Consider the following 18083-nt stretch of genomic DNA (forward strand, 5'->3'; position numbering starts at 1 on the left):
GGCCCACAGACGTCACTGTCAGGACAGCAGCGAGAGTAACGGTCGTGGCCCGGCGGCCGCGAATGGTTTTCGCCGGCCGAATAACGTTCTAGATTCGTGCGCATGGGCATCGGGCTGACCGAGGAACACCAGGCGCTCGCCGACTCCGTACGAGGGTTCGCCGGGCGGTCGTCCGGCCACGCCGCGCTGGCCGGTCAGGGCCTGCTGGGCCTGCACCTGCCCGAGGAGGTGGGCGGACAGGGATACGGGCTGCTGGAGTTGTGCGTCGCCCTCGAAGCGCTGGGCGAACAGCGGGTCACCGGCGCCTACCTGCCGACGGTCGTGGTGTCGGCGGCGCTCGCCTGGGCGGGCGCCGGCGGGTACGGCGAAGGACAGGACCTGCTCCGGGCACTCGCCGACGGCTCCTCGACCGCCACCGTCGTGCTGCCCACCCTGCCCCCCATCACAGGGCCTCCCATTTCAGGGCCCCCCATCACACCGCCCTCCACCACGCCGCCCGCAGCCGTCTCACCCACCCGGCCGACCGCCGCCGCGACGCCTGACCGACCGGCCGCGGGGCCGACCTCGGGGCCGACCTCGGGGCCGGCCTCCGGCAGTGGCCTTCTCGCGCTGGGGCCGGCGACGGCCGACCTCTTCCTCGTCCCGGCCGGCGGAGGCACATGGGCGGTGCTGGACCGCGCCGGCGTCGTCGCCGAGCCCGTGGACGGCGTGGATCTCGACAGGGAGCACTGTTCCGTCACCGTGCGGGCCGCACCCGCCGGCCGTACGGTCGACGGCCCGGTCCCCTCCGTCCCGACGGCGAACGACCGGCCGGCGGGCCGTTCCATGCCCGCGGACCGGATGGCTGCCGGGCGGGTGCTGGACGGCGTACCGGTACGGGAGATCGCGGCGGTGCTGCTCGGGGCCGACGCGTGCGGCGTCGCCGCGTGGGCGGTCACGACGGCGGCCGAGCACGCCAAGGTGCGCGAGCAGTTCGGGCGGCCCATCGGGCAGTTCCAAGGAGTCAAACACCGGGTGGCCGCCGCCCTGGTGGCTCTGGAGCAGGCCCGTGCCGCCGTGTGGGATGCCGCCAGAGCCATGGACGGCGCCCGGACCATGGACGGCGCGGCCCGCAGTGACACGAACCGCGACGACGCGAGCAGGGCCGACGCGAGAGGGGACGGTGGGGTGCCTGCCCTTGGGGGCGAGGTCAGGCTGGCGGTAGGGGTGGCGGCCGTGCTCGGGCCGGATGCGGCGGTACGGTGCACGGCGGACACGATCCAGGTGCTGGGCGGCATCGGCTACACCTTCGAGCACGACGCGCACCGCTACTACCGCCGAGCCCTGTCCGGCCGGATGCTGGCGGGAGATCCCGGGCCGTGGGCCGAGGAGGTGGCCGGGCTCGCGGTGTCGGGGGCACGTCGCCGGATGGAGCCGGACCTGCCCGAGGAGGCCGCCGCCGTCAGGGACACCATCAGGGCGCAGGCCCGGTCGCTGCGCGCGGCGAGCCCGGCGGAACGGCGCGACCGGCTCGCGCGAGAAGGCTGGATGATGCCGCACCTCCCCCGGCCGTGGGGCAGGGACGCCACACCGCTCGAACAGGTGATCATCCACCAGGAGTTCCGCGACCTCGGGCGGCCGAACCTGGGCATCGCCGCCTGGGCGGTCCCTTCCGTCGTCCGGTACGGCAGCCGCGAGCAGCAGGAACGTTTCCTGCCGGGCACGTTCGCCGGAGAGATCGTGTGGTGCCAGCTCTTCAGCGAGCCGGGCGCGGGATCCGACCTGGCCGGGCTGTCCACGAAGGCCGCCCGGGTGGAGGGCGGCTGGGCGCTGAACGGTCAGAAGATCTGGACGTCCCTCGCGCAGCACGCCCACTGGGGCATCTGCCTGGCCCGGACTTCTCCCGACAAATCAAAACATGACGGCATCACGTGCTTTCTGGTGGACATGGCTTCGCCGGGCATCACCGTACGACCGCTCAAGGAGATCAACGGTGCGGAGGTCTTCAACGAGGTCTTCCTCGACGGCGTGTTCGTACCGGACGACCTTGTCGTCGGCGAGGTGGACGCGGGCTGGCGGGTGGCCCGCGACACGCTCTCCCACGAACGCGTCGCGCTGGGCGACTCGTGGGGCCCGGGTTCCCAGCACACCGACATGGCCGAGCTCATCACGAGGCTGCCCCCGCTCCGGCAGTCGCAGCGGGAGCAGGCCGGCCGGCTGTGGGCGGAGGGCCAGGCCATCTCGGCGCTCGGCCTGCGCGCCACCCTCCAGAAGTTGTCCGCCGCCGGCCGCGACGGGGCCGGATCGAGCCGCCGCGTGCCCGGCGGGGATCCGGGGACCGCGTCCAGCGTGCGCAAGCTGCTCGGCATGCGGCACGCGCAGGCGATCTCGGAGTTCTGCTGGTCGCTGGCCCCGGCGGACCGGCACTGGAACCGCATGATCCTCGCCACCCGCGCGTTCACGATCGGCGGCGGCACGACGGAGGTGCAGCTCAACATCGTCGCCGAGCGCGCGCTCGGCCTGCCGCGCGACCCGTGATCAGCTTCCGGGATAGTACGGCGCCGCCAGGTGCGCGTACACGATCGTGTTGTCCTCATAGCTGTGCGCCCGCCGGTCGAACGCCCCACCACAGGTCACCAGCCGCAACCCCGGGTAGGAGAGCCTGGCGTAGACCTTCTTCGCGGGGAAGCGGCGCTTCGGGGTGTGCTCGACCTTGTCGACGACGAAGACGGCCACCGAGCGGTCGGCGCGCAGCACCTGCACCTGGTCGCCGCGCTTGACCTTCTTCAGGCTCGCGAAGACGGCGGGGCCGGTCCTGGTGTCCAGGTGGCCGGTGATCACGGCTGCGCCGCGCTGGCCGGGGACGGGCCCGTAGCGGTACCAGCCGGCCCGGTTCGGCGGGTCGAACGGCGGGTTCTCGATGGCGCCGCCGGCGTCCAGGCCCAACTCCATGAGCGGGGCTGCCACACCGATGGACGGGATGTAGACGGCCGTGGGCCGGGCGGCCCGCATGGGCTCGGCCACCTCGGACAGCGGCACGTCCTTGAGGAGCACGCCGCTGGTCGGTGCCGGCGACTCGTGACGTACGGCGGCGGGCTCCGGCCGGTCGCCCACGATGCCGCTGAGCCCGAGCCCGATCAGCAGCACTCCGGCCAGCGACACGACCGTCGCGACCAGCACGATCGACCGCTGTCCCGGCGCGCGGCCCTCCGCGGGTCCGGCCACCCTAGGCGACACCCCTGCGGCGCCGGATGGCGAGCCCGGCCAGCCCGGCCCCGGCCAGCAGCGCCGTCCCGCCCAGGGCGAACGGCCACACCGGCCCGCCCGGCGCGAGCGCGCCGCCACCGGTCTCCGGATGCCCCTCGGGAACCCGGTGCTCGTGTTCGGCGGCCGGACGCCAGGGGTCGCCGGACTCCACCGTTCCCGGCCAGGAATCGGCCGGTTTCGGCTCGTGCGACCAGGACTCCTCGGACCCGTGCTCGTCCGGCCCCGGCTCGGGCACGGGATCGCCGGAGGGCTCGTCGCAGAGGATCGGCAGCGGGAGGAGGCAGGTGGGCAGCTCGACCGGCAGCAGATCATCGGACGAGGCGGAGGCGGAGGCAGGGCTGAGGCCTGCTGCCAGGCTCGCGCCCGCGATCGCGAAGGCGGCCATCGCGCCGGCCACGAGACGTCGCGCTCTTGCCATGTGAAGGCTCCAAGATCGGTTGGACGTCCCCCGATGCACAAGAGAGCCTTGCGAACTATTAGATCGGGAGTCAAGTTATGTGATCGAAGTGAAACCGACCGGACACGGAGGGTTTGGGATCTTTCTGAGGTGGCAGGAGAAAAGGTCGTAAAGGGGACGAAGGTCAGGGGTGAGCCGCCGTGAAGGGCAGCCTGCAGTTCATCGGCAACGCGACCGTGCTGATCCGCTACAACGGCTTCACGCTGCTGACGGATCCCAACTTCCTGCACCGGGGACAGCTCGCCTACCTCGGCTACGGTCTGGCCTCGCGCCGCCTCACCGACCCCGCCGTCGAGATCGAGGATCTGCCGCCGCTCGACGCGGTGGTGCTGTCCCACATGCACGGCGACCACTGGGACCGGGTGGCTCGCAAGGGCCTGGACAAGGCGACGCCGATCATCACGACGACCGCGGCGGCCGGTCGGCTGCGTCGCGGCGGCTTCCGCGCGAGCGTGGGGCTGGAGCATTGGCAGCAGCACGAGCTGCACGGCCCCGGCGGCCTGGTGAAGATCACCGCCCTGCCGGCCAGACACGCGCCGGGCCCGGCCGAGGCTCTGCTGCCGCCGGTGATCGGCACGATGCTGGAGTTCTGCAACCGGGACGAGCGGGTGGAGCTGACCATGCACATCAGCGGCGACACCCTGCTCGACCGCCGCCTCGACGCCATCCCGCGCCGCTTCCCCGACATCGACCTGGCCGTCGTGCACCTGGGCGGCACGAAGCTGCTCGGCACGATGCTGGTCACCATGGACGGCGAGCAGGGTGCAGCCTGGGTGGACCTGATCCGTCCGCACACCGTCGTGCCCGTGCACTACGACGACTACACCGTGTTCAGCTCGCCGCTGGACGACTTCCGCCACCACATCGAGCAGGCCGGACTGTCCGGCAAGGTCGTCTACCTGGAGAGGGGCGAGGTGCGCGAGCTGGTCCCGCACCACCTCGTACGCTGATCGGTCACGACACACCGGCCGGGCGCCGCAGCCGGCCGACGTTCCCCTCCACGAGCCGGCCGCACGGCCTGGGCGCGTGCTCTATTCCTCCTTGCCGGACCTGGCCCGGCTCGGCTGCACCCGCATCGGCTCGCCGGGCATCTTGGGGTAGTTGGGCGGGTAGGGCATGTCGCCGCGGTCGTCCTGGGCGTAGAGGTCGAGCAGGGGCGCGAGGGAGTAGGCGCGGTCGTCGATGCCCGCGTGCACGTCGCCCAGCTCGGCGAAGCGGGCGGGCACCGTGCGGATGTCGAAGTCGCGCGGGTCGGCGTCGGCCAGCTCGTCCCAGGTGAGCGGCGTCGAGACGGGCGCGTGCGGCCGGGCCCTGACGGAGTAGGCGCTGGCCACCGTGCGGTCTCTGGCGTTCTGGTTGTAGTCGATGAACACCCGCTCGCCGCGCTCCTCCTTCCACCACGCCGTGGTCACCAGGCCGGGATCACGCTCCTCCACGGCCCTGGCCAGGGCGATGCCGGCGTGGCGCACCTGGATGAAGTCCCAGCGCGGCTCGATGCGCACGGCGATGTGGGCGCCGCGGTTGCCCGACGTCTTGACGAACCCGTCCATCCCCAGGTCGGCCAGCACCTCGCGGGTGAGGAGCGCGGCCTCGCGTGCCGCGTCGAACTCCAGCCCGGGCTGTGGGTCGAGGTCGATGCGCAGCTCGTCGGGGTGTTCGGTGTCGGCGGCGCGCACCTGCCACGGGTGGAAGTCGATGGTGCCGAGGTTGGCGCAGTAGGCGATGGCGGCCACCTCGGTGACCCGCAGCGACTGAGCCGTGCGCCCGCTCGGGAACGTCACCGTGACCGGCTGGAGCCAGTCGGGATGCCGGGGCGGCATGCGCTTCTGGTAGATCGCGTCGGTCTGCACGCCGTCGGGGTGGCGCTTCAGGTTGGTGGGCCGGTCCTTGAGCGCCCGCAGCGCTCCCTCCCCGACGCTCACGTAATATTCCACCAGCTCCCGCTTGGTGGCGCCGATCCCAGGAAAATAGACCTTGTCGGGGTTGGTGACCTTGACGGTCCGCTCCCCCACCTCGAGTTCTATGTACGGCGATGCCATGCCACAGAACCTACTCCCCTCCTCCGACAAGGCGGGGTGGGCCCGTCCCGGAGCCTCCTCGGTGGCGGGACCGAGGGCTCGACGGGACGGGCCGCCAGACCGTCCGCCGCCGTTCCGGGCGCTGGCGCGCCACCCGGCCGGCCGTGGCGATCCCCCGGCGGCGCCAGCACGGGCGTGGGCTGTGCCGCTCGGTGGGATCCGCGGACGATCTCACCCCTTGGCAGGAGGCGATGAACACCCCCTTGCCGACAAAGACGCGAATTCGCACCAGAAAGGATGCTTCCCCGGCGGAGATCTCTTTTTGCCGGAAGTCGTACTCTGGAGACATGGACAAGGTCGTCAAGAGCGAGGCCGAGTGGCGGGCCCAGTTGTCCCCCGAGGAGTACCAGGTCCTCAGGGAGTCCGGCACCGAGCGCCCGTTCACGGGGGAGTACGTCGACACCAAGACCGAAGGGGTCTACTCGTGCCGCGCCTGCGGCGCCGAGCTCTTCCGGTCCGACACGAAGTTCGAGTCGCACTGCGGCTGGCCGAGCTTCTTCGAACCGTCCGCCTCCGAGGCGGTGAAGCTCATCGAGGACCGCAGCCTCGGGATGGTGCGCACGGAGGTGCGCTGCGCCCGGTGCGACTCGCACCTGGGGCACGTGTTCCACGGCGAGGGCTATGCGACGCCGACCGATGATCGGTACTGCATCAACTCGATCTCCCTTACCCTTGAACCCAAGGGGTGATCACATAACGACACCGCGTGCTGATCGCCCGCACCGGGTAGGAGAATCGTGTGCGTGGTGTCCATCTTCGCCACCGCTGGGTGACGATCGAGACCATAGGACGCGTGGTGACGCAGCGGTGCGAGCGGTGCGCCAAGACGCGGGTGCGCGTGCGCTAGACCGGGCGCCGGCCCGCGCCCGGCTCAGCCCGGTGCCGGATGCGTGACCCGGCAGCTGGTGTCGGACGGCCCCAGGATGTTGGCCAGCACCGGGTTGCCGTTCTCTCCGAACTCCGCCTGCACGAACACCACGGGACGGGCCACCCCGCGGGCGCGCAGGTAGTCGAGGCCGCGTTCGCAGAGCGTCAGTGCGGTGGCGGAGTTGCCGGCTGACTCCGGCAGATCCGTGTAGATCCGCAGATATCCGCCGACCGTGCGGATGTCCTTGAGCCGCTTCAGCGCCTTGTCGCCGGCTCCCCAGCGCGTACGGAAGAACTCCGCCGCCTCGCGGTCCGTGTGCCGCGACGGCCCGTCGGCCCGGTAACCGGCGACGTCACCGGGGTCGGGACCGCCCGCCGGCAGGTCATCCGGGTCGGTGGCGCCCGACACCTGCCCGGGCTCGGCCCCAGAGCTCGCGCCGGTCGCGCCCGCCTCCGGCGCCGGCCCGCCGCCGGTGGTTCTGGGCGGCGCGGGCCTGCGCACCTCGCGCGCCCTGGCCCGCGCACCGGCGTCCGCCCTCTCCTCCGCGCCGGCCCTGCCGGGCGACTCCGGCGAGCCGTTCACGCGCGCGCCGCCGCTGGGCAGGGCCGGCCCGGCTCCCGCCGCGGCGGGACGCCCGGCGGTGGTGGCGGCGGTCAGCACGCCGCCGACGGTCCCGTTGACGCCGAGCACCGCCGCCGCCCCGGCCAGCGCGATCGCACCCACCAGCAGCCCGCGCCTGCGGGTGCCGCGCCGTCCGCGCAGCCCTCGCCGGCGGGCCGCCGCCCGCCCGCGAACCCGCCGCCCGCGCCCCAGCGCATGACCACCCGCCGCCTGACCACCCGCCGCATGACCACCCGCCGCATGACGACCGGTCGCGCGCCGGCCGGGCCTGCCCGACTCGTCCACCCCGCCTCCCTGCCCGGACCCGTACGGGCCCGCGGTTGGAACGTGCCAGCCCTGTACGGGGCCGCGCACGCCCGACGAACTAGGGATTTCCCTGATTGTGACAAGGCGGGCCGATCAAAACAGTTGGATCGCCGACTCGGGTCTTGATCTTTTGCAGCGGGACGGCGGCGCGCGTCAGGGGAGGGCGGTGACGAGTTCCTGCACCGGCTTGCGGGCGCCGGTGTAGAACGGGATCTCGACCCGGGTGTGCCGGCGGGCCTGCGCGCCGCGCAGCGTCCGCATCAGGTCGACGATCCTGTGCAGCTCGTCGGCCTCGAACGCCAGCATCCACTCGTAGTCGTTGAGCGAGAAGCACGCCACCGTGTTGGCCCGCACGTCGGGGTAGTCGCGCGCCATCCTGCCGTGCTCGGCCAGCATCGCCCGGCGCTCGGAGTCTTCGAGGAGGTACCACTCGTAGGAGCGGACGAACGGGTAGACGCTCACGTAGGCGCGCGGCTCCTCCTCGGCGAGGAAGGCCGGGATGTGCGACTTGTTGAACTCGGCCGGCCGGTGCAGCGCCATCGCCGACCAGACGGGCCTGCTGTGCCGGCCCAGCGTGGTGCGGCGGAACCGGGCGTAGACGTCCTGGAGGTCCTCGGGCGTGGGCGCGTGCCACCAGAACATGTAGTCGGCGTCGGCCCTGAACCCCGCCACGTCGTAGACCCCCCTGGTCACGACGTCCTTCCCGGCTGCCTGGTCGAGCAGCTCGGTGACCTCCCGCGCGAGGCCGTCGCGGTCGCTCGGGCACGGTTCGGCCGCCTGGAAGACCGACCACATCGTGTAACGGATCACCTGGTTGAGATCGCGGGCCTTGAGCCGCGCGGCGCCCTCTGTCATGGTGTTCATTCTCCTCGTAGCGACAGGTGGTCCAGAATCTGGGCGGCCGCCGTACGCGCGGCGCCGATGCATGCCGGGATGCCGATGCCGTCGTAGGCCGCGCCGCACACGGCCAGCCCCGGCTGCCCGGCCACCGCGGAACGCACCTTGGCCACCCGGTCGAGGTGGCCCACGTTGTACTGCGGCAGCGCCCCGCCCCAGCGCGTCACCCGGCTGTCCACGGGCAGCCCGCGCACGCCCATCACCTCGCCCATCTCGGCCATGGCCAGCGACACCAGCTCGGCGTCCTCGCGGTGAAGCAGGTGCTCCTCGCCGATCCTGCCGATCGAGCAGCGCAGGATCACCAGGTCTCTGGCCAGGTGAGGCCACTTCACCGAGCTGAACGTGACCGCCTTGACCGGCCGGCCCTCCGCGGGCGGCACCAGATAGCCGCTGACGGCGGGCGTCTCGGGAAAGGCGTCGACCGGGTAGGCGAGCGTGACGATGGCCATGCTGGCGTAGTCGATCCTGGCCAGCTCGGTCGCCGCCTTGGGCGCCTCGTCCTTGAGCAGCCGGCTCGCGGCGGGCCCGGGCACGGCCACGATCACCGCGTCCGCCTCGATGGTCTCGGGCCTCGGCACGGGGCCCGTCACGAGCCGCCAGCCGTGCTCTGTCCTGTGCAGCTCGCGGGCGGTCACTCCGGTCCTGACGTCGGCGCCGGACGCCTTGGCGACCGCCTCGGGCAGGCCGCCGACACCGTTCTTGAGCGAGGTGAAGACGGGGCCCGCGTCCTTCGGCGCGTCCTCGACGAGCTGCCGGGCCGCGGACAGCAGCGAGCGCTCAGAGCGTGCCACGGCCGCCACGCGCGGCATCGTGGCCTCCAGCGACAACATGTCGGAACGGCCCGCGTAGACGCCGCCGAGCAGCGGCTCGACCAGCCGCTCCACGACCTCCGAACCCATCCTGGCGCGGATGTAGGCGGCGACCGACACGTCGGTGCGCACCAGGGTGGGCGGCAGGAACTGGTCGAGCGGCACGCGCAGCAGCCCGCCGGGCGAGACGATGCCGGACCTCGCCAGCTCGGTCAGGTCGGACGGCACGCCCATGACCTGGCCCTTCGGCAGGTGACGGAGCGTGCCCCTGGTGTAGACGGCCGAACGCGTCGTGCCGGGGAACACCAGCTCCTCCCCGAGCCCGACCGCCCTGGCCAGCTCGGCGCCCTCGGGCCGGCGGGCCAGCATGGCCTCCGCTCCCGCGTCGACGCTCACCCCGGCGACCTCCGAGGCGTACAGCTTGCCGCCGATGCGCGGTGAACCCTCGAGGACCGTCACCTTCACCCGCTCGCCCGCGCCCTGGCGGAGGTGCCACGCGGCGGCCAGACCGGAGATCCCGCCGCCGACCACCACCACGTGCGCCCGATTCCCTTCCACGCCTCCCGACGCTACCGCCTCACAACGCCGCCCACCCGCCCGGGTCGCCCACCTGACCGAGCCCGCCTCCACGCAGTGGAGGCGATGAGCTCGATGCCGGACCGTGATTTGCGCCGTCAAACCGGGGTGATCCGGGAGCCGTCATAAGGGCATGAGACGAATGCGGTACGGCATCGCGTTATCGGCGGCCTGCGCCGTCACGCTCCTGGGAGGCTGCGCCGGCGGCGGCCGCCTGTCGGCAGGCGAGCCGGCCATGGACACCACGCAGGCGCGGTCCGAGCAGTACGGCGTCGGGCAGCCCAGGCCCGAGGCGCAGTCCACCGAACAGCCCCGCGCGAAGGCGGACGGGGGCGGCGGGGACGGCGTCGTCTCCGGCGTCAAGGTGACCCGGCAGGAGCGGCAGGTCATCTACACCGGGAGCATGACCGTGCGCGCTGAGCGGGTCTCCACCGCCGTGCGGCAGGCCAAGCAGATCGTCACCGCGGCCGGCGGCCACCTGTCCAGGGAGGAGAGCAACTCGGCCGGCGCCACCAAGGACTCGGCCACGCTGGAGTTCAAGATCCCGCCGGCGAGGTACGCCGAGGTGACCGGCCGGCTCGGCAAGGACCTGGGCAGGCAGCTGTCCATGAACCAGGCCACCCAGGACGTCACGCTCCAGGTGGCTGACGTGGAGAGCCGGCTCAAGTCGGCGGAGCAGTCGCTGGAGTCGCTGCGTACGCTGCTGAAGAAGGCCGAGACGATCGGCCAGGTGCTGCAGGTCGAGCGGGAGATCTCCGATCGCGAGGCGGACCTGGAGTCGCTGCAGGCCCAGCAGAAGGAGCTGGCCGCGCAGGTCGCGATGGCGACGTTGACGCTCCGGCTGGTGGGGCCGGTGGCTACGGTGAGCGACCCCGACGAGGAGCCGGCGGGCTTCTTCGGCGGGCTGAAGGCCGGGTGGGGCGCGCTGGTGTCGTTCGTGAAGGTGGCGCTCACGATGCTCGGTGCGGTGCTGCCGTGGGTGGTCGTCTCGCTGCCGCTGCTCGCCCTGGTGATCTATCTGGTACGCCGTGACCGCGCCGCCCGTTCCCTGGTCGCGTCTGCTCCCCCGGGCCGGAAACCGGGCGGCCCGGGCCCCACAACCGTCTGAGCACCGGCACAGGGCGATGCGCGGGCCAGGAGTCAGGCCGGGGCGCCGGCTTCGTGGACGAGGTCGGTCAGGCGCTTGAGCTGGTCGGGGTCGGTCGAGGGCAGGACGCCGTGGCCGAGGTTGAAGACGTGCCCCTCGGCCGCCCGGCCGCGCCGCAGCACGTCGCGGGCCCTGCGTTCGGTCACGTCCCACGGCGCCAGCAGGACGGCCGGGTCGAGGTTGCCCTGCAGCGCCTTGCCGGGGCCGACCCGGCGGGCCGCCTCGTCGAGCGGCACCCTCCAGTCGACCCCGACCACGTCGGCGCCCGCCTCGCCCAGCACGCCCAGCAGCTCGCCCGTGCCCACACCGAAGTGGATGCGCGGCACGTCCTGGACGCCTTCGAGGATGCGCCGGGTGTGGGGCAGGACGAACTCGCGGTAGTCGTCCGGCGCCACCGCCCCCACCCAGGAGTCGAAGAGCTGCACGGCGGAGGCGCCGGCCGCGACCTGGATGCGCAGGTGTTCCAGGACGATGGCGGACAGGCGCTCCATGAGGGCGTGCCACAGCTCGGGCGCGCCGTACATCATGGCCTTGGTCCTGTCGTGGTTCTTCGACGGGCCGCCCTCGATCAGGTAGGAGCCGAGGGTGAACGGCGCGCCCGCGAAGCCGATCAGCGGCGTGCCGCCCAGCTCTCCGGTGAGCGCCTGGATGGCCTCGGTGACGTACGGCACGTCGCCGGGCTCCAGCGGGCGCAGCGCGTCGAGGCCCTTGGCGTCGCGGATCGGGTCGGCCACGACCGGGCCGACGCCCGGCTTGATGTCGAGGTCGATGCCGATGGCCTTGAGGGGGACGACGATGTCGCTGAAGAAGATGGCCGCGTCCACGCCGTAACGGCGGACCGGCTGCATGGTGATCTCGACGATCAGCTCGGGCGTCGCGCACGCGGTGAGCATGGGCACGCCCTCGCGGACCTTGAGGTATTCCGGCAGCGAGCGCCCGGCCTGGCGCATGTACCAGACCGGGGTGTGCGGGACGGGCTGGCGGCGGCAGGCACGCAGGAACGCTGAGTCGGCGAGGTTCACCCCACAAGCGTGCCACGCCGGGGCACCGGTCCCGCCAGCGGACGGGGTCCTGCGGCGGGCCATGGCCGCAGGCGGGGCCGCGTCATGTGACGGAGGCGGACAGGCGTCCGGGGCGGAAGCGGATCCGTGCCGGGCGATGGAGGCGGAACGGTGTCCGGCGGCGGATTCCGCGGCGACACGAAGCGGCCGTGTCGGGAAAAACATCCATTGGACCTAGCAAATCATGATCAGATGGCCGGATGAAGGTTTACCCGTCTGCTCGGCGTCGGCGTCCCACACGGGTCGAACACACCCCATGCCCGCCCAGAGAGCCGGTCTCGACTGAGTTAAATGTTCGCCAAGCAACCGCGCGGCATCGATTCAGCGACCACTTTCGGGACACGCCGAGCGCGTTGCGGGGAATTGTCATCGGCTCGTGCCAACGTCGGAGCCACAACCCGAAGAAAGGCCCCGCTTCGATGACTCGTGCGATGCCCGCGTTGTGGAGTTTCCCAGAGCGCCGCAGTGAGTGTTGCCCGTCCTGTGCCGGTGTGCGCCCGTTCGAGCAGCCTCCGTGTGCCGACGGGCACGAGCAGGGCGAGTGCCCCGAGTGGGCCTGCGCCGAGTGCGGCCACGCGATCCTTCTCGGCTCCGCCGAGTCCACCCGGCCCGTTCGCCAGCTCGTTACGGCGGCGGCTTGATCACCAAAGATGAGCACCCCCGTGGTCCCCTTCCGTCCGTCTTCGTCCTACGCTTCGGCTATGACACTCGGTGACCAGCCACCGCCTCCCGCCGAGTTCACCCGTGCGGCGGAGAGTCTGCGGTTGTCCGAGGTCCGGCCGGAGATCGAGCTGGAGGACCTGCCCGCGCCGCAGCGGCTGGCCCCCTATTCCGCCGCCATCGGCGCCTCCGTCTACCGCGACGACGACGAGCTCGCGGTCGGCCGGCTGATCCTCCTCTACGACCCCGACGGCCAGCGCGGCTGGGAGGGCCCGTTCCGCCTGGTCGCCTACGTCAGGGCCGACATGGAGCCCGAGATCACCTCCGACCCGCTGCTCGGGCCAGTGGCCTGGAGCTGGCTGACCGAGGCCCTCGACGCGCACCAGGCCGGCTATTCCGCCGCCGGCGGCACGGTGACGAGAGCCGTGTCCGAGGGGTTCGGCAACAAGGCCGACGACCCGGTCACGACCGAGCTCGAGCTGCGGGCGTCCTGGTCTCCCGCCCAGGAGGATCTCTCCGGCCATGTCGCCGCCTGGTGTGACCTGATGTGCCTGGCTGCGGGGATGCCGCCGCTCCCGCCCGACGTGGCCGCGCTGCCGCGCCGACATGACGACCAGACGTGATGCGTACTCCGACGCCGATCCGCCCGGGTACGCGGAACGTTTCCCTGTCTCGCTACGCTGGAATGCGTTTCCTCTCCGGCTGTGGGTCGGAGTAGCCACGGAAAAGGTCGAATGACAGAAGAACGCACAGTCGAGCCGCTGCTCGAACCCCGCGAGGGCATCCCGCCGGTCATCGCGGACGCGGCCGGGCTGGCCACGGTCGTGGCGCGGTTCGCCGCGGGAGGCGGCCCCGTCGCCGTCGACGCCGAGCGGGCCTCCGGCTACCGCTACGGCAACCGCGCCTACCTGGTGCAGCTGCGCAGGGCCGGCGCCGGCTCCGCGCTGATCGACCCGGTCGGCTGCCCCGATCTTTCCGCCCTCGACCAGGCCGTGGCCGACGCGGAGATCGTGCTGCACGCCGCCTCCCAGGACCTGCCGTGCCTCATGGAGCTGGGGTTCAGGCCGCGGGAGATGTTCGACACCGAGCTGGCCGGGCGGCTGCTCGGCTACGAGCGGGTGGGCCTCGGCACGATGGTCGAGACCGTGCTCGGGCTGCGGCTGGAGAAGGGCCACTCGGCGGCCGACTGGTCCACCAGGCCGTTGCCGGAAGACTGGCTGCGCTACGCCGCGCTCGACGTGGAGGTGCTGGTCGAGCTCCGCGACGTGCTCCACGAGCAGCTGGCGGAGAGCGGGAAGCTGGAGTGGGCGCGCGAGGAGTTCGCCGCCGTGCTCAACACCCCGCCGCCGGTGCCGCGGTCCGACCCGTGGCGCCGCACGTCGGGCATCCACAAGGTGCGCAACGTACGCGCGCTGGCCATCGTGCGCGAGTTGTGGACCATGCGCGATCGCATCGCGCGCGAGGCCGACCTGGCGCCCGGCAGGGTGCTGCCCGATACCGCCATCGTCACCGCGGCGCTCGAAGGGCCCCGTACCAAGAAGGCATTGACCGAAATTTCGGCATTCACCGGGCGAAGCGCGCGACGACACATGAGCGACTGGCTCGCCGCGGTGGCCAGGGCCCGCGCGCTGCCCGACAGCCAGCTCCCCCAGCCGAGCACACCAGGCGACGGGCCGCCACCGCCCAACCGGTGGGCCGACCGTGACCCGGCCGCCGCCAAGCGGCTGGCGGCGGCACGGGCGGTGGTGTCCGCGCTGGCCGACGAGTTCCACATGCCGACGGAGAACCTGCTGCAACCCGACGCCGTCCGCAGACTGACCTGGGAGCCGCCGGCCGAGATCACCGACGAGAGCGTGACCGCGCGGTTGCGCGAGCTCGGGGCTCGCGAGTGGCAGCTGTCGCTCGCCGCCCACCCCATCGCCAAGGCGCTGGCCAGGCTGGAGCCGCGCGGCTAGCGCCGAGCACGGCGGCCTCCGCGCGGGGCCGCCACCCGGTGTGCGGGCCTCCTGACGGCCCGCGCCACTTGACGCCCTGGGCCGCACGGCCGTACGGTTCGGGAAAGCGCTTTCCATCCGTTTGTCCTGAAGGGATCTTCATGAGCGTGCGCACCATAGGCGTCGTGATGAACGGCGTCACCGGACGGATGGGCTATCGCCAGCATTTGGTCCGTTCCGTTCTGGCCATCAACGAGCAGGGCGGCGTCGCGCTCTCGGACGGCGGAAAGGTCAAGCTCAAGCCCATCCTGGTCGGACGTAATGCCGACAAACTTGCAGATATTGCTACTAAGCACAACATTTCGGATTTCACTACAGAACTGGACGCGGCCCTCGCCGACGACGGCAACCTCATTTACTTCGACGCCCAGGTCACCAGCGCCCGCGTCAAATCCGTGCTCAAGGCCATCGAGGCGGGCAAGCACATCTACGCGGAGAAGCCGACGGCCGAGTCCACGCAGGAGGCGGTCGCGCTGGCCGAGGCCGCCGCGGCCAAGGGCGTCAAGAACGGCGTCGTGCAGGACAAGCTGTTCCTCCCCGGCCTGCTCAAGCTGAAGCGGCTGATCGACGGCGGCTTCTTCGGCCGGATCCTGTCGGTGCGCGGCGAGTTCGGCTACTGGGTGTTCGAGGGAGACTGGCAGGAGGCGCAGCGGCCGTCGTGGAACTACCGGGCCGAGGACGGCGGCGGCATCGTGCTCGACATGTTCCCGCACTGGCACTACGTCATGGAGAACCTGTTCGGCAGGGTCCAGTCGGTCTACGCCAGGGCGGTGACGCACATCCCCGCCCGCGTGGACGAGCAGGGCGCCACGTACCAGGCCACCGCGGACGACGCCGCGTACGGGATCTTCGAGCTTGAAGGCGGCGTCATCGCGCAGATCAACTCCTCGTGGGCAGTCCGGGTGAACCGGGACGAACTAGTGGAGTTCCAGGTGGACGGCACGCACGGCAGCGCCGTGGCGGGCCTGCGCAACTGCCGCGTGCAGCACCGCTCCGCCACCCCCAAGCCCGTCTGGAACCCCGACCTGCCGGCCACGGCGCGCTTCCGCGACGGCTGGCAGGAGGTGCCGGACAACGCCGAGTTCGACAACGGGTTCAAGGTCCAGTGGGAGGCGTTCGTCCGTCACGTGGTGGAGGACGCGCCCTTCCCCAACGACTTCGCCTCGGGCGCCCGCGGCGTGCAGCTCGCCGAGCTGGGGCTGCGTTCCAACGCCGAGGGCCGCAGGATCGAGGTGCCGCAGCCGTGAGGATCGACCTGCCCGGCACCGGGGCGTACACGCTGAACGAGCGGACGGCCTGGCCGGTGCCGGACGCCCCGGCCACCAGCCGCGTCGTGTACGCCGCCGCACACGTGGTGGCCGACCCGCTGCGCGACAACACGCCCGGCTCCCCCGCGGCCGTCGACTGGGACGCCACCCTGCGTTTCCGCCGCCACCTGTGGTCGTACGGCCTGCGCGTCGCGGACGCCATGGACACCGCCCAGCGCAACATGGGCCTGGACTGGGCCGCGACCAAGGAGCTCATCCGGCGCAGCGCGGCCGAGGCGCGTATGGTCGGCGACCCCGCGACGCTGGTGTCCTGCGGCGCGGGCACCGACCACGCGCCCCGGGCCGCCGACCTGAACACGATCACGGCCGCGTACGCCGAGCAGATCGAGACCGTGCAGTCCGCCGGCGCCGGCGTCATCATCATGGCCTCCCGCCAGCTCGCGAGAGCCGCGACCGGCCCCAAGGACTACCACCAGGTGTACGGCAAGCTGTTCGGCCTGGTGGACCGGCCGGTGATCCTGCACTGGCTGGGCGAGATGTTCGACCCGCACCTGGCCGGCTACTGGGGCGCCCCTGACGTGGCGGCGGCGACCGAGTCGTTCCTGGAGCTCGTCCACGCCCACGCGCCCATGGTGGACGGGGTGAAGGTGTCGCTGCTGGACGAGGAGCACGAGGTGGGGCTGCGCGCCGCGCTCCCCGACGGGGTCAAGCTCTACACCGGCGACGACTTCAACTACCCGTCGCTGATCAGGTCGGGCTCGCACGCGCTGCTCGGCATCTTCGACGCCATCGCCCCGGCGGCGGCCGCCGCGCTGCGGGTGCTCGACGCGGCCGAGGCCGCCGGCGACGACGCGGGCCGCGACCGGCTGCTGGCGTCGTACGACGAGATCCTGGCCCCGACCGTCCCCCTGTCCAGGAAGATCTTCGAGACGCCGACGTACCACTACAAGACCGGCATCGTCTTCCTGGCCTGGCTGAACGGTCACCAGGACGCGTTCGCCATGGTGAACGGCGCCCAGTCGGCCCGCTCGCTGCTCCACCTGTCGGAGGTGTTCCGCCTGGCCGACCAGGCCGGGCTGCTGGCCGACCAGGAGCTCGCCGTGCGCCGCATGAAGGCGCTGCTGGCGGTGAACGGGCTGTGAGCCTCTCACTCAACCAGCGGACGACGCAGCGCTGGACCGTGGCCGAAGCCGTGGACGGATGCGTACGGCACGGCCTGGAGGCTGTCGGGCTGTGGCGGGAGAACGTCGCCGAGCAGGGCCTCGCGGAGAGCGTGAAGCTGGTACGGGCGGCCGGGCTGCGCGTGTCGTCGTTGTGCCGGGGCGGCTTCATGACGGCCGGCGGGCTGCCGGGCGACGAGGGCCGCCGTGCCTTCGCCCGCGCGCTCGACGACAACCGGCGGGCCATCGACGAGGCGGCGGAACTGGGGGCGGCCTGCCTGGTGATGGTGGTGGGCGGCCTGCCGGGGGTGACACCGGGCGAGCCGTTGCCACCCGGCCGCGCGGGCGCGCGCGGTGTGGCGGCGGGGGGGTTCTCGCGGGATCTGGCCGGGGCGCGGGAGCGGGTGGCCGAGGCGCTGGCGGAGCTGGCCCCCTACGCCGGGGAGCGGGGGGTCAAGCTGGCTCTCGAGCCCCTCCATCCCGTCTACTGTCCCGACCGGGCCGTCCTGTCCACTCTCGGTCAGGCGCTCGACCTGAGCCTGGCCTACCCGGAGGAGCAGGTCGGCGTGGTGGTGGACACCTTCCACGTCTGGTGGGACCCGAGGTTGTTCGACGACATCGCCCGCGCGGGCCGCAGGATCGTGTCGTACCAGGTGTGCGACTACCTGCACCCGCTGCCCGCGGACGTGCTGCTCGGCCGGGGCATGATGGGCGACGGCGTGATCGACTTCCCGCCGATCACGCGGGCCGTCCTGGCCGCCGGATACACCGGCGACGTCGAGGTGGAGATCTTCAACGCCGACATCTGGGCCGCGGACCCCGACGAGGTGGTGGCCACGATGAAGGCGCGCTACGAGGACGTGGTGCAGGCCACCGGCTGAGCCGTGGGGGGGCGTGCCGCTCCTCGCGGGGGACGGCACGGCTCCCGCTCGTAC

16 protein-coding genes are annotated in these 18083 nt (G+C 72.2%); 9 read left to right on the plus strand and 7 right to left on the minus strand.

Annotated features, from left to right (window positions below):
* Positions 1 to 102: 102 nt before the first annotated feature.
* Positions 103 to 2517, plus strand: a complete 2415-nt coding sequence (locus tag ABGB14_RS27800) for an acyl-CoA dehydrogenase (RefSeq protein WP_347646761.1) — start codon at positions 103 to 105, stop codon at positions 2515 to 2517.
* On the opposite strand, the gene ABGB14_RS27805 is transcribed toward ABGB14_RS27800, so the two are convergent.
* The gene (locus tag ABGB14_RS27805) at positions 2518 to 3204 is read right to left on the minus strand and encodes a class F sortase (RefSeq protein ID WP_347646762.1); all 687 of its coding nucleotides are present in this window, start codon (positions 3202 to 3204) and stop codon (positions 2518 to 2520) included.
* 1 nt (position 3205) lies between these two features.
* A complete protein-coding gene (locus ABGB14_RS27810; protein ID WP_347646763.1) occupies positions 3206 to 3664 on the minus strand; it encodes a hypothetical protein in 459 nt (152 codons plus the stop codon).
* Between the two features lie 179 nt (positions 3665 to 3843).
* On the opposite strand from ABGB14_RS27810, the gene ABGB14_RS27815 reads away from it, so the two are divergent.
* A complete protein-coding gene (locus tag ABGB14_RS27815) occupies positions 3844 to 4653 on the plus strand; it encodes an MBL fold metallo-hydrolase (protein WP_347646764.1) in 810 nt (269 codons plus the stop codon).
* 81 nt (positions 4654 to 4734) lie between these two features.
* Here ABGB14_RS27815 and ligD read toward each other — a convergent pair whose 3' ends face one another.
* The gene (ligD, locus tag ABGB14_RS27820; protein ID WP_347646765.1) at positions 4735 to 5742 is read right to left on the minus strand and encodes a non-homologous end-joining DNA ligase; all 1008 of its coding nucleotides are present in this window, start codon (positions 5740 to 5742) and stop codon (positions 4735 to 4737) included.
* Between the two features lie 326 nt (positions 5743 to 6068).
* Here ligD and msrB point away from each other — a divergent pair, with 326 nt between their 5' ends.
* Positions 6069 to 6470, plus strand: a complete 402-nt coding sequence (gene msrB / locus ABGB14_RS27825) for a peptide-methionine (R)-S-oxide reductase MsrB (protein ID WP_347646766.1) — start codon at positions 6069 to 6071, stop codon at positions 6468 to 6470.
* Between the two features lie 182 nt (positions 6471 to 6652).
* Here msrB and ABGB14_RS27830 read toward each other — a convergent pair whose 3' ends face one another.
* The 3 genes from ABGB14_RS27830 to hemG form a co-directional block, all read right to left on the minus strand.
* Positions 6653 to 7624: a hypothetical protein gene (locus ABGB14_RS27830; protein WP_347646767.1), complete on the minus strand. Its 972-nt coding sequence runs from the start codon at positions 7622 to 7624 to the stop codon at positions 6653 to 6655.
* A 105-nt stretch (positions 7625 to 7729) separates the two neighbouring features.
* Positions 7730 to 8440, minus strand: coding sequence for a hydrogen peroxide-dependent heme synthase (gene hemQ / locus ABGB14_RS27835; RefSeq protein WP_347646768.1), 711 nt, complete (start codon positions 8438 to 8440; stop codon positions 7730 to 7732).
* Entirely contained in the window at positions 8437 to 9840 is a 1404-nt protein-coding gene (hemG, locus tag ABGB14_RS27840; protein WP_347646769.1) for a protoporphyrinogen oxidase, read from the minus strand. Before hemG ends, hemQ begins: the two co-directional genes overlap by 4 nt.
* Positions 9841 to 9991: 151 nt before the next feature.
* Between hemG and ABGB14_RS27845 the strand changes: the two genes are divergently transcribed.
* Positions 9992 to 10966 (plus strand): DUF4349 domain-containing protein, encoded by a 975-nt coding sequence (locus ABGB14_RS27845; protein WP_347646770.1) that lies wholly within the window; start codon positions 9992 to 9994, stop codon positions 10964 to 10966.
* Positions 10967 to 10998: 32 nt separating this feature from the next.
* Here the strand turns inward: ABGB14_RS27845 and hemE are convergent, their stop codons facing one another.
* A complete protein-coding gene (gene hemE, locus ABGB14_RS27850; RefSeq protein WP_347646771.1) occupies positions 10999 to 12027 on the minus strand; it encodes a uroporphyrinogen decarboxylase in 1029 nt (342 codons plus the stop codon).
* Between the two features lie 740 nt (positions 12028 to 12767).
* Here hemE and ABGB14_RS27855 point away from each other — a divergent pair.
* From ABGB14_RS27855 to ABGB14_RS27875, 5 genes are all read left to right on the plus strand, one after another.
* Positions 12768 to 13349 carry a DUF3000 domain-containing protein gene (locus tag ABGB14_RS27855; RefSeq protein ID WP_347646772.1) on the plus strand — a complete coding sequence of 194 codons (582 nt, stop codon included), beginning with the start codon at positions 12768 to 12770 and terminating at the stop codon, positions 13347 to 13349.
* 111 nt (positions 13350 to 13460) lie between these two features.
* On the plus strand, positions 13461 to 14681 hold the full coding sequence (locus ABGB14_RS27860) for an HRDC domain-containing protein (RefSeq protein ID WP_347646773.1): 1221 nt from the start codon (positions 13461 to 13463) through the stop codon (positions 14679 to 14681).
* 140 nt (positions 14682 to 14821) lie between these two features.
* Positions 14822 to 15967 (plus strand): Gfo/Idh/MocA family oxidoreductase, encoded by a 1146-nt coding sequence (locus ABGB14_RS27865; protein ID WP_347646774.1) that lies wholly within the window; start codon positions 14822 to 14824, stop codon positions 15965 to 15967.
* Positions 15964 to 17130, plus strand: coding sequence for a dihydrodipicolinate synthase family protein (locus tag ABGB14_RS27870; RefSeq protein ID WP_347646775.1), 1167 nt, complete (start codon positions 15964 to 15966; stop codon positions 17128 to 17130). Before ABGB14_RS27865 ends, ABGB14_RS27870 begins: the two co-directional genes overlap by 4 nt.
* Positions 17127 to 18029, plus strand: a complete 903-nt coding sequence (locus ABGB14_RS27875) for a sugar phosphate isomerase/epimerase family protein (RefSeq protein WP_347646776.1) — start codon at positions 17127 to 17129, stop codon at positions 18027 to 18029. The genes ABGB14_RS27870 and ABGB14_RS27875 overlap by 4 nt, the downstream gene beginning before the upstream one ends.
* Positions 18030 to 18083: the final 54 nt, after the last annotated feature.

Source organism: Nonomuraea sp. B10E15 (assembly GCF_039871615.1).
In the GTDB taxonomy this organism is placed as follows: Bacteria; Actinomycetota; Actinomycetes; order Streptosporangiales; family Streptosporangiaceae; genus Nonomuraea.

Excerpts from the sequence above, each read along its gene's own strand:
- ABGB14_RS27800 (WP_347646761.1), top strand. The coding sequence starts at position 103 with ATGGGCATCGGGCTGACCGAGGAACACCAGGCGCTCGCCGACTCCGTA.
- ABGB14_RS27810 (WP_347646763.1), bottom strand. The coding sequence starts at position 3,664 with ATGGCAAGAGCGCGACGTCTCGTGGCCGGCGCGATGGCCGCCTTCGCG.
- ABGB14_RS27845 (WP_347646770.1), top strand. The coding sequence starts at position 9,992 with ATGAGACGAATGCGGTACGGCATCGCGTTATCGGCGGCCTGCGCCGTC.
- ABGB14_RS27860 (WP_347646773.1), top strand. The coding sequence starts at position 13,461 with ATGACAGAAGAACGCACAGTCGAGCCGCTGCTCGAACCCCGCGAGGGC.
- msrB (WP_347646766.1), top strand. The coding sequence starts at position 6,069 with ATGGACAAGGTCGTCAAGAGCGAGGCCGAGTGGCGGGCCCAGTTGTCC.
- hemQ (WP_347646768.1), bottom strand. The coding sequence starts at position 8,440 with ATGAACACCATGACAGAGGGCGCCGCGCGGCTCAAGGCCCGCGATCTC.
- ABGB14_RS27865 (WP_347646774.1), top strand. The coding sequence starts at position 14,822 with ATGAGCGTGCGCACCATAGGCGTCGTGATGAACGGCGTCACCGGACGG.
- ABGB14_RS27855 (WP_347646772.1), top strand. The coding sequence starts at position 12,768 with ATGACACTCGGTGACCAGCCACCGCCTCCCGCCGAGTTCACCCGTGCG.
- ligD (WP_347646765.1), bottom strand. The coding sequence starts at position 5,742 with ATGGCATCGCCGTACATAGAACTCGAGGTGGGGGAGCGGACCGTCAAG.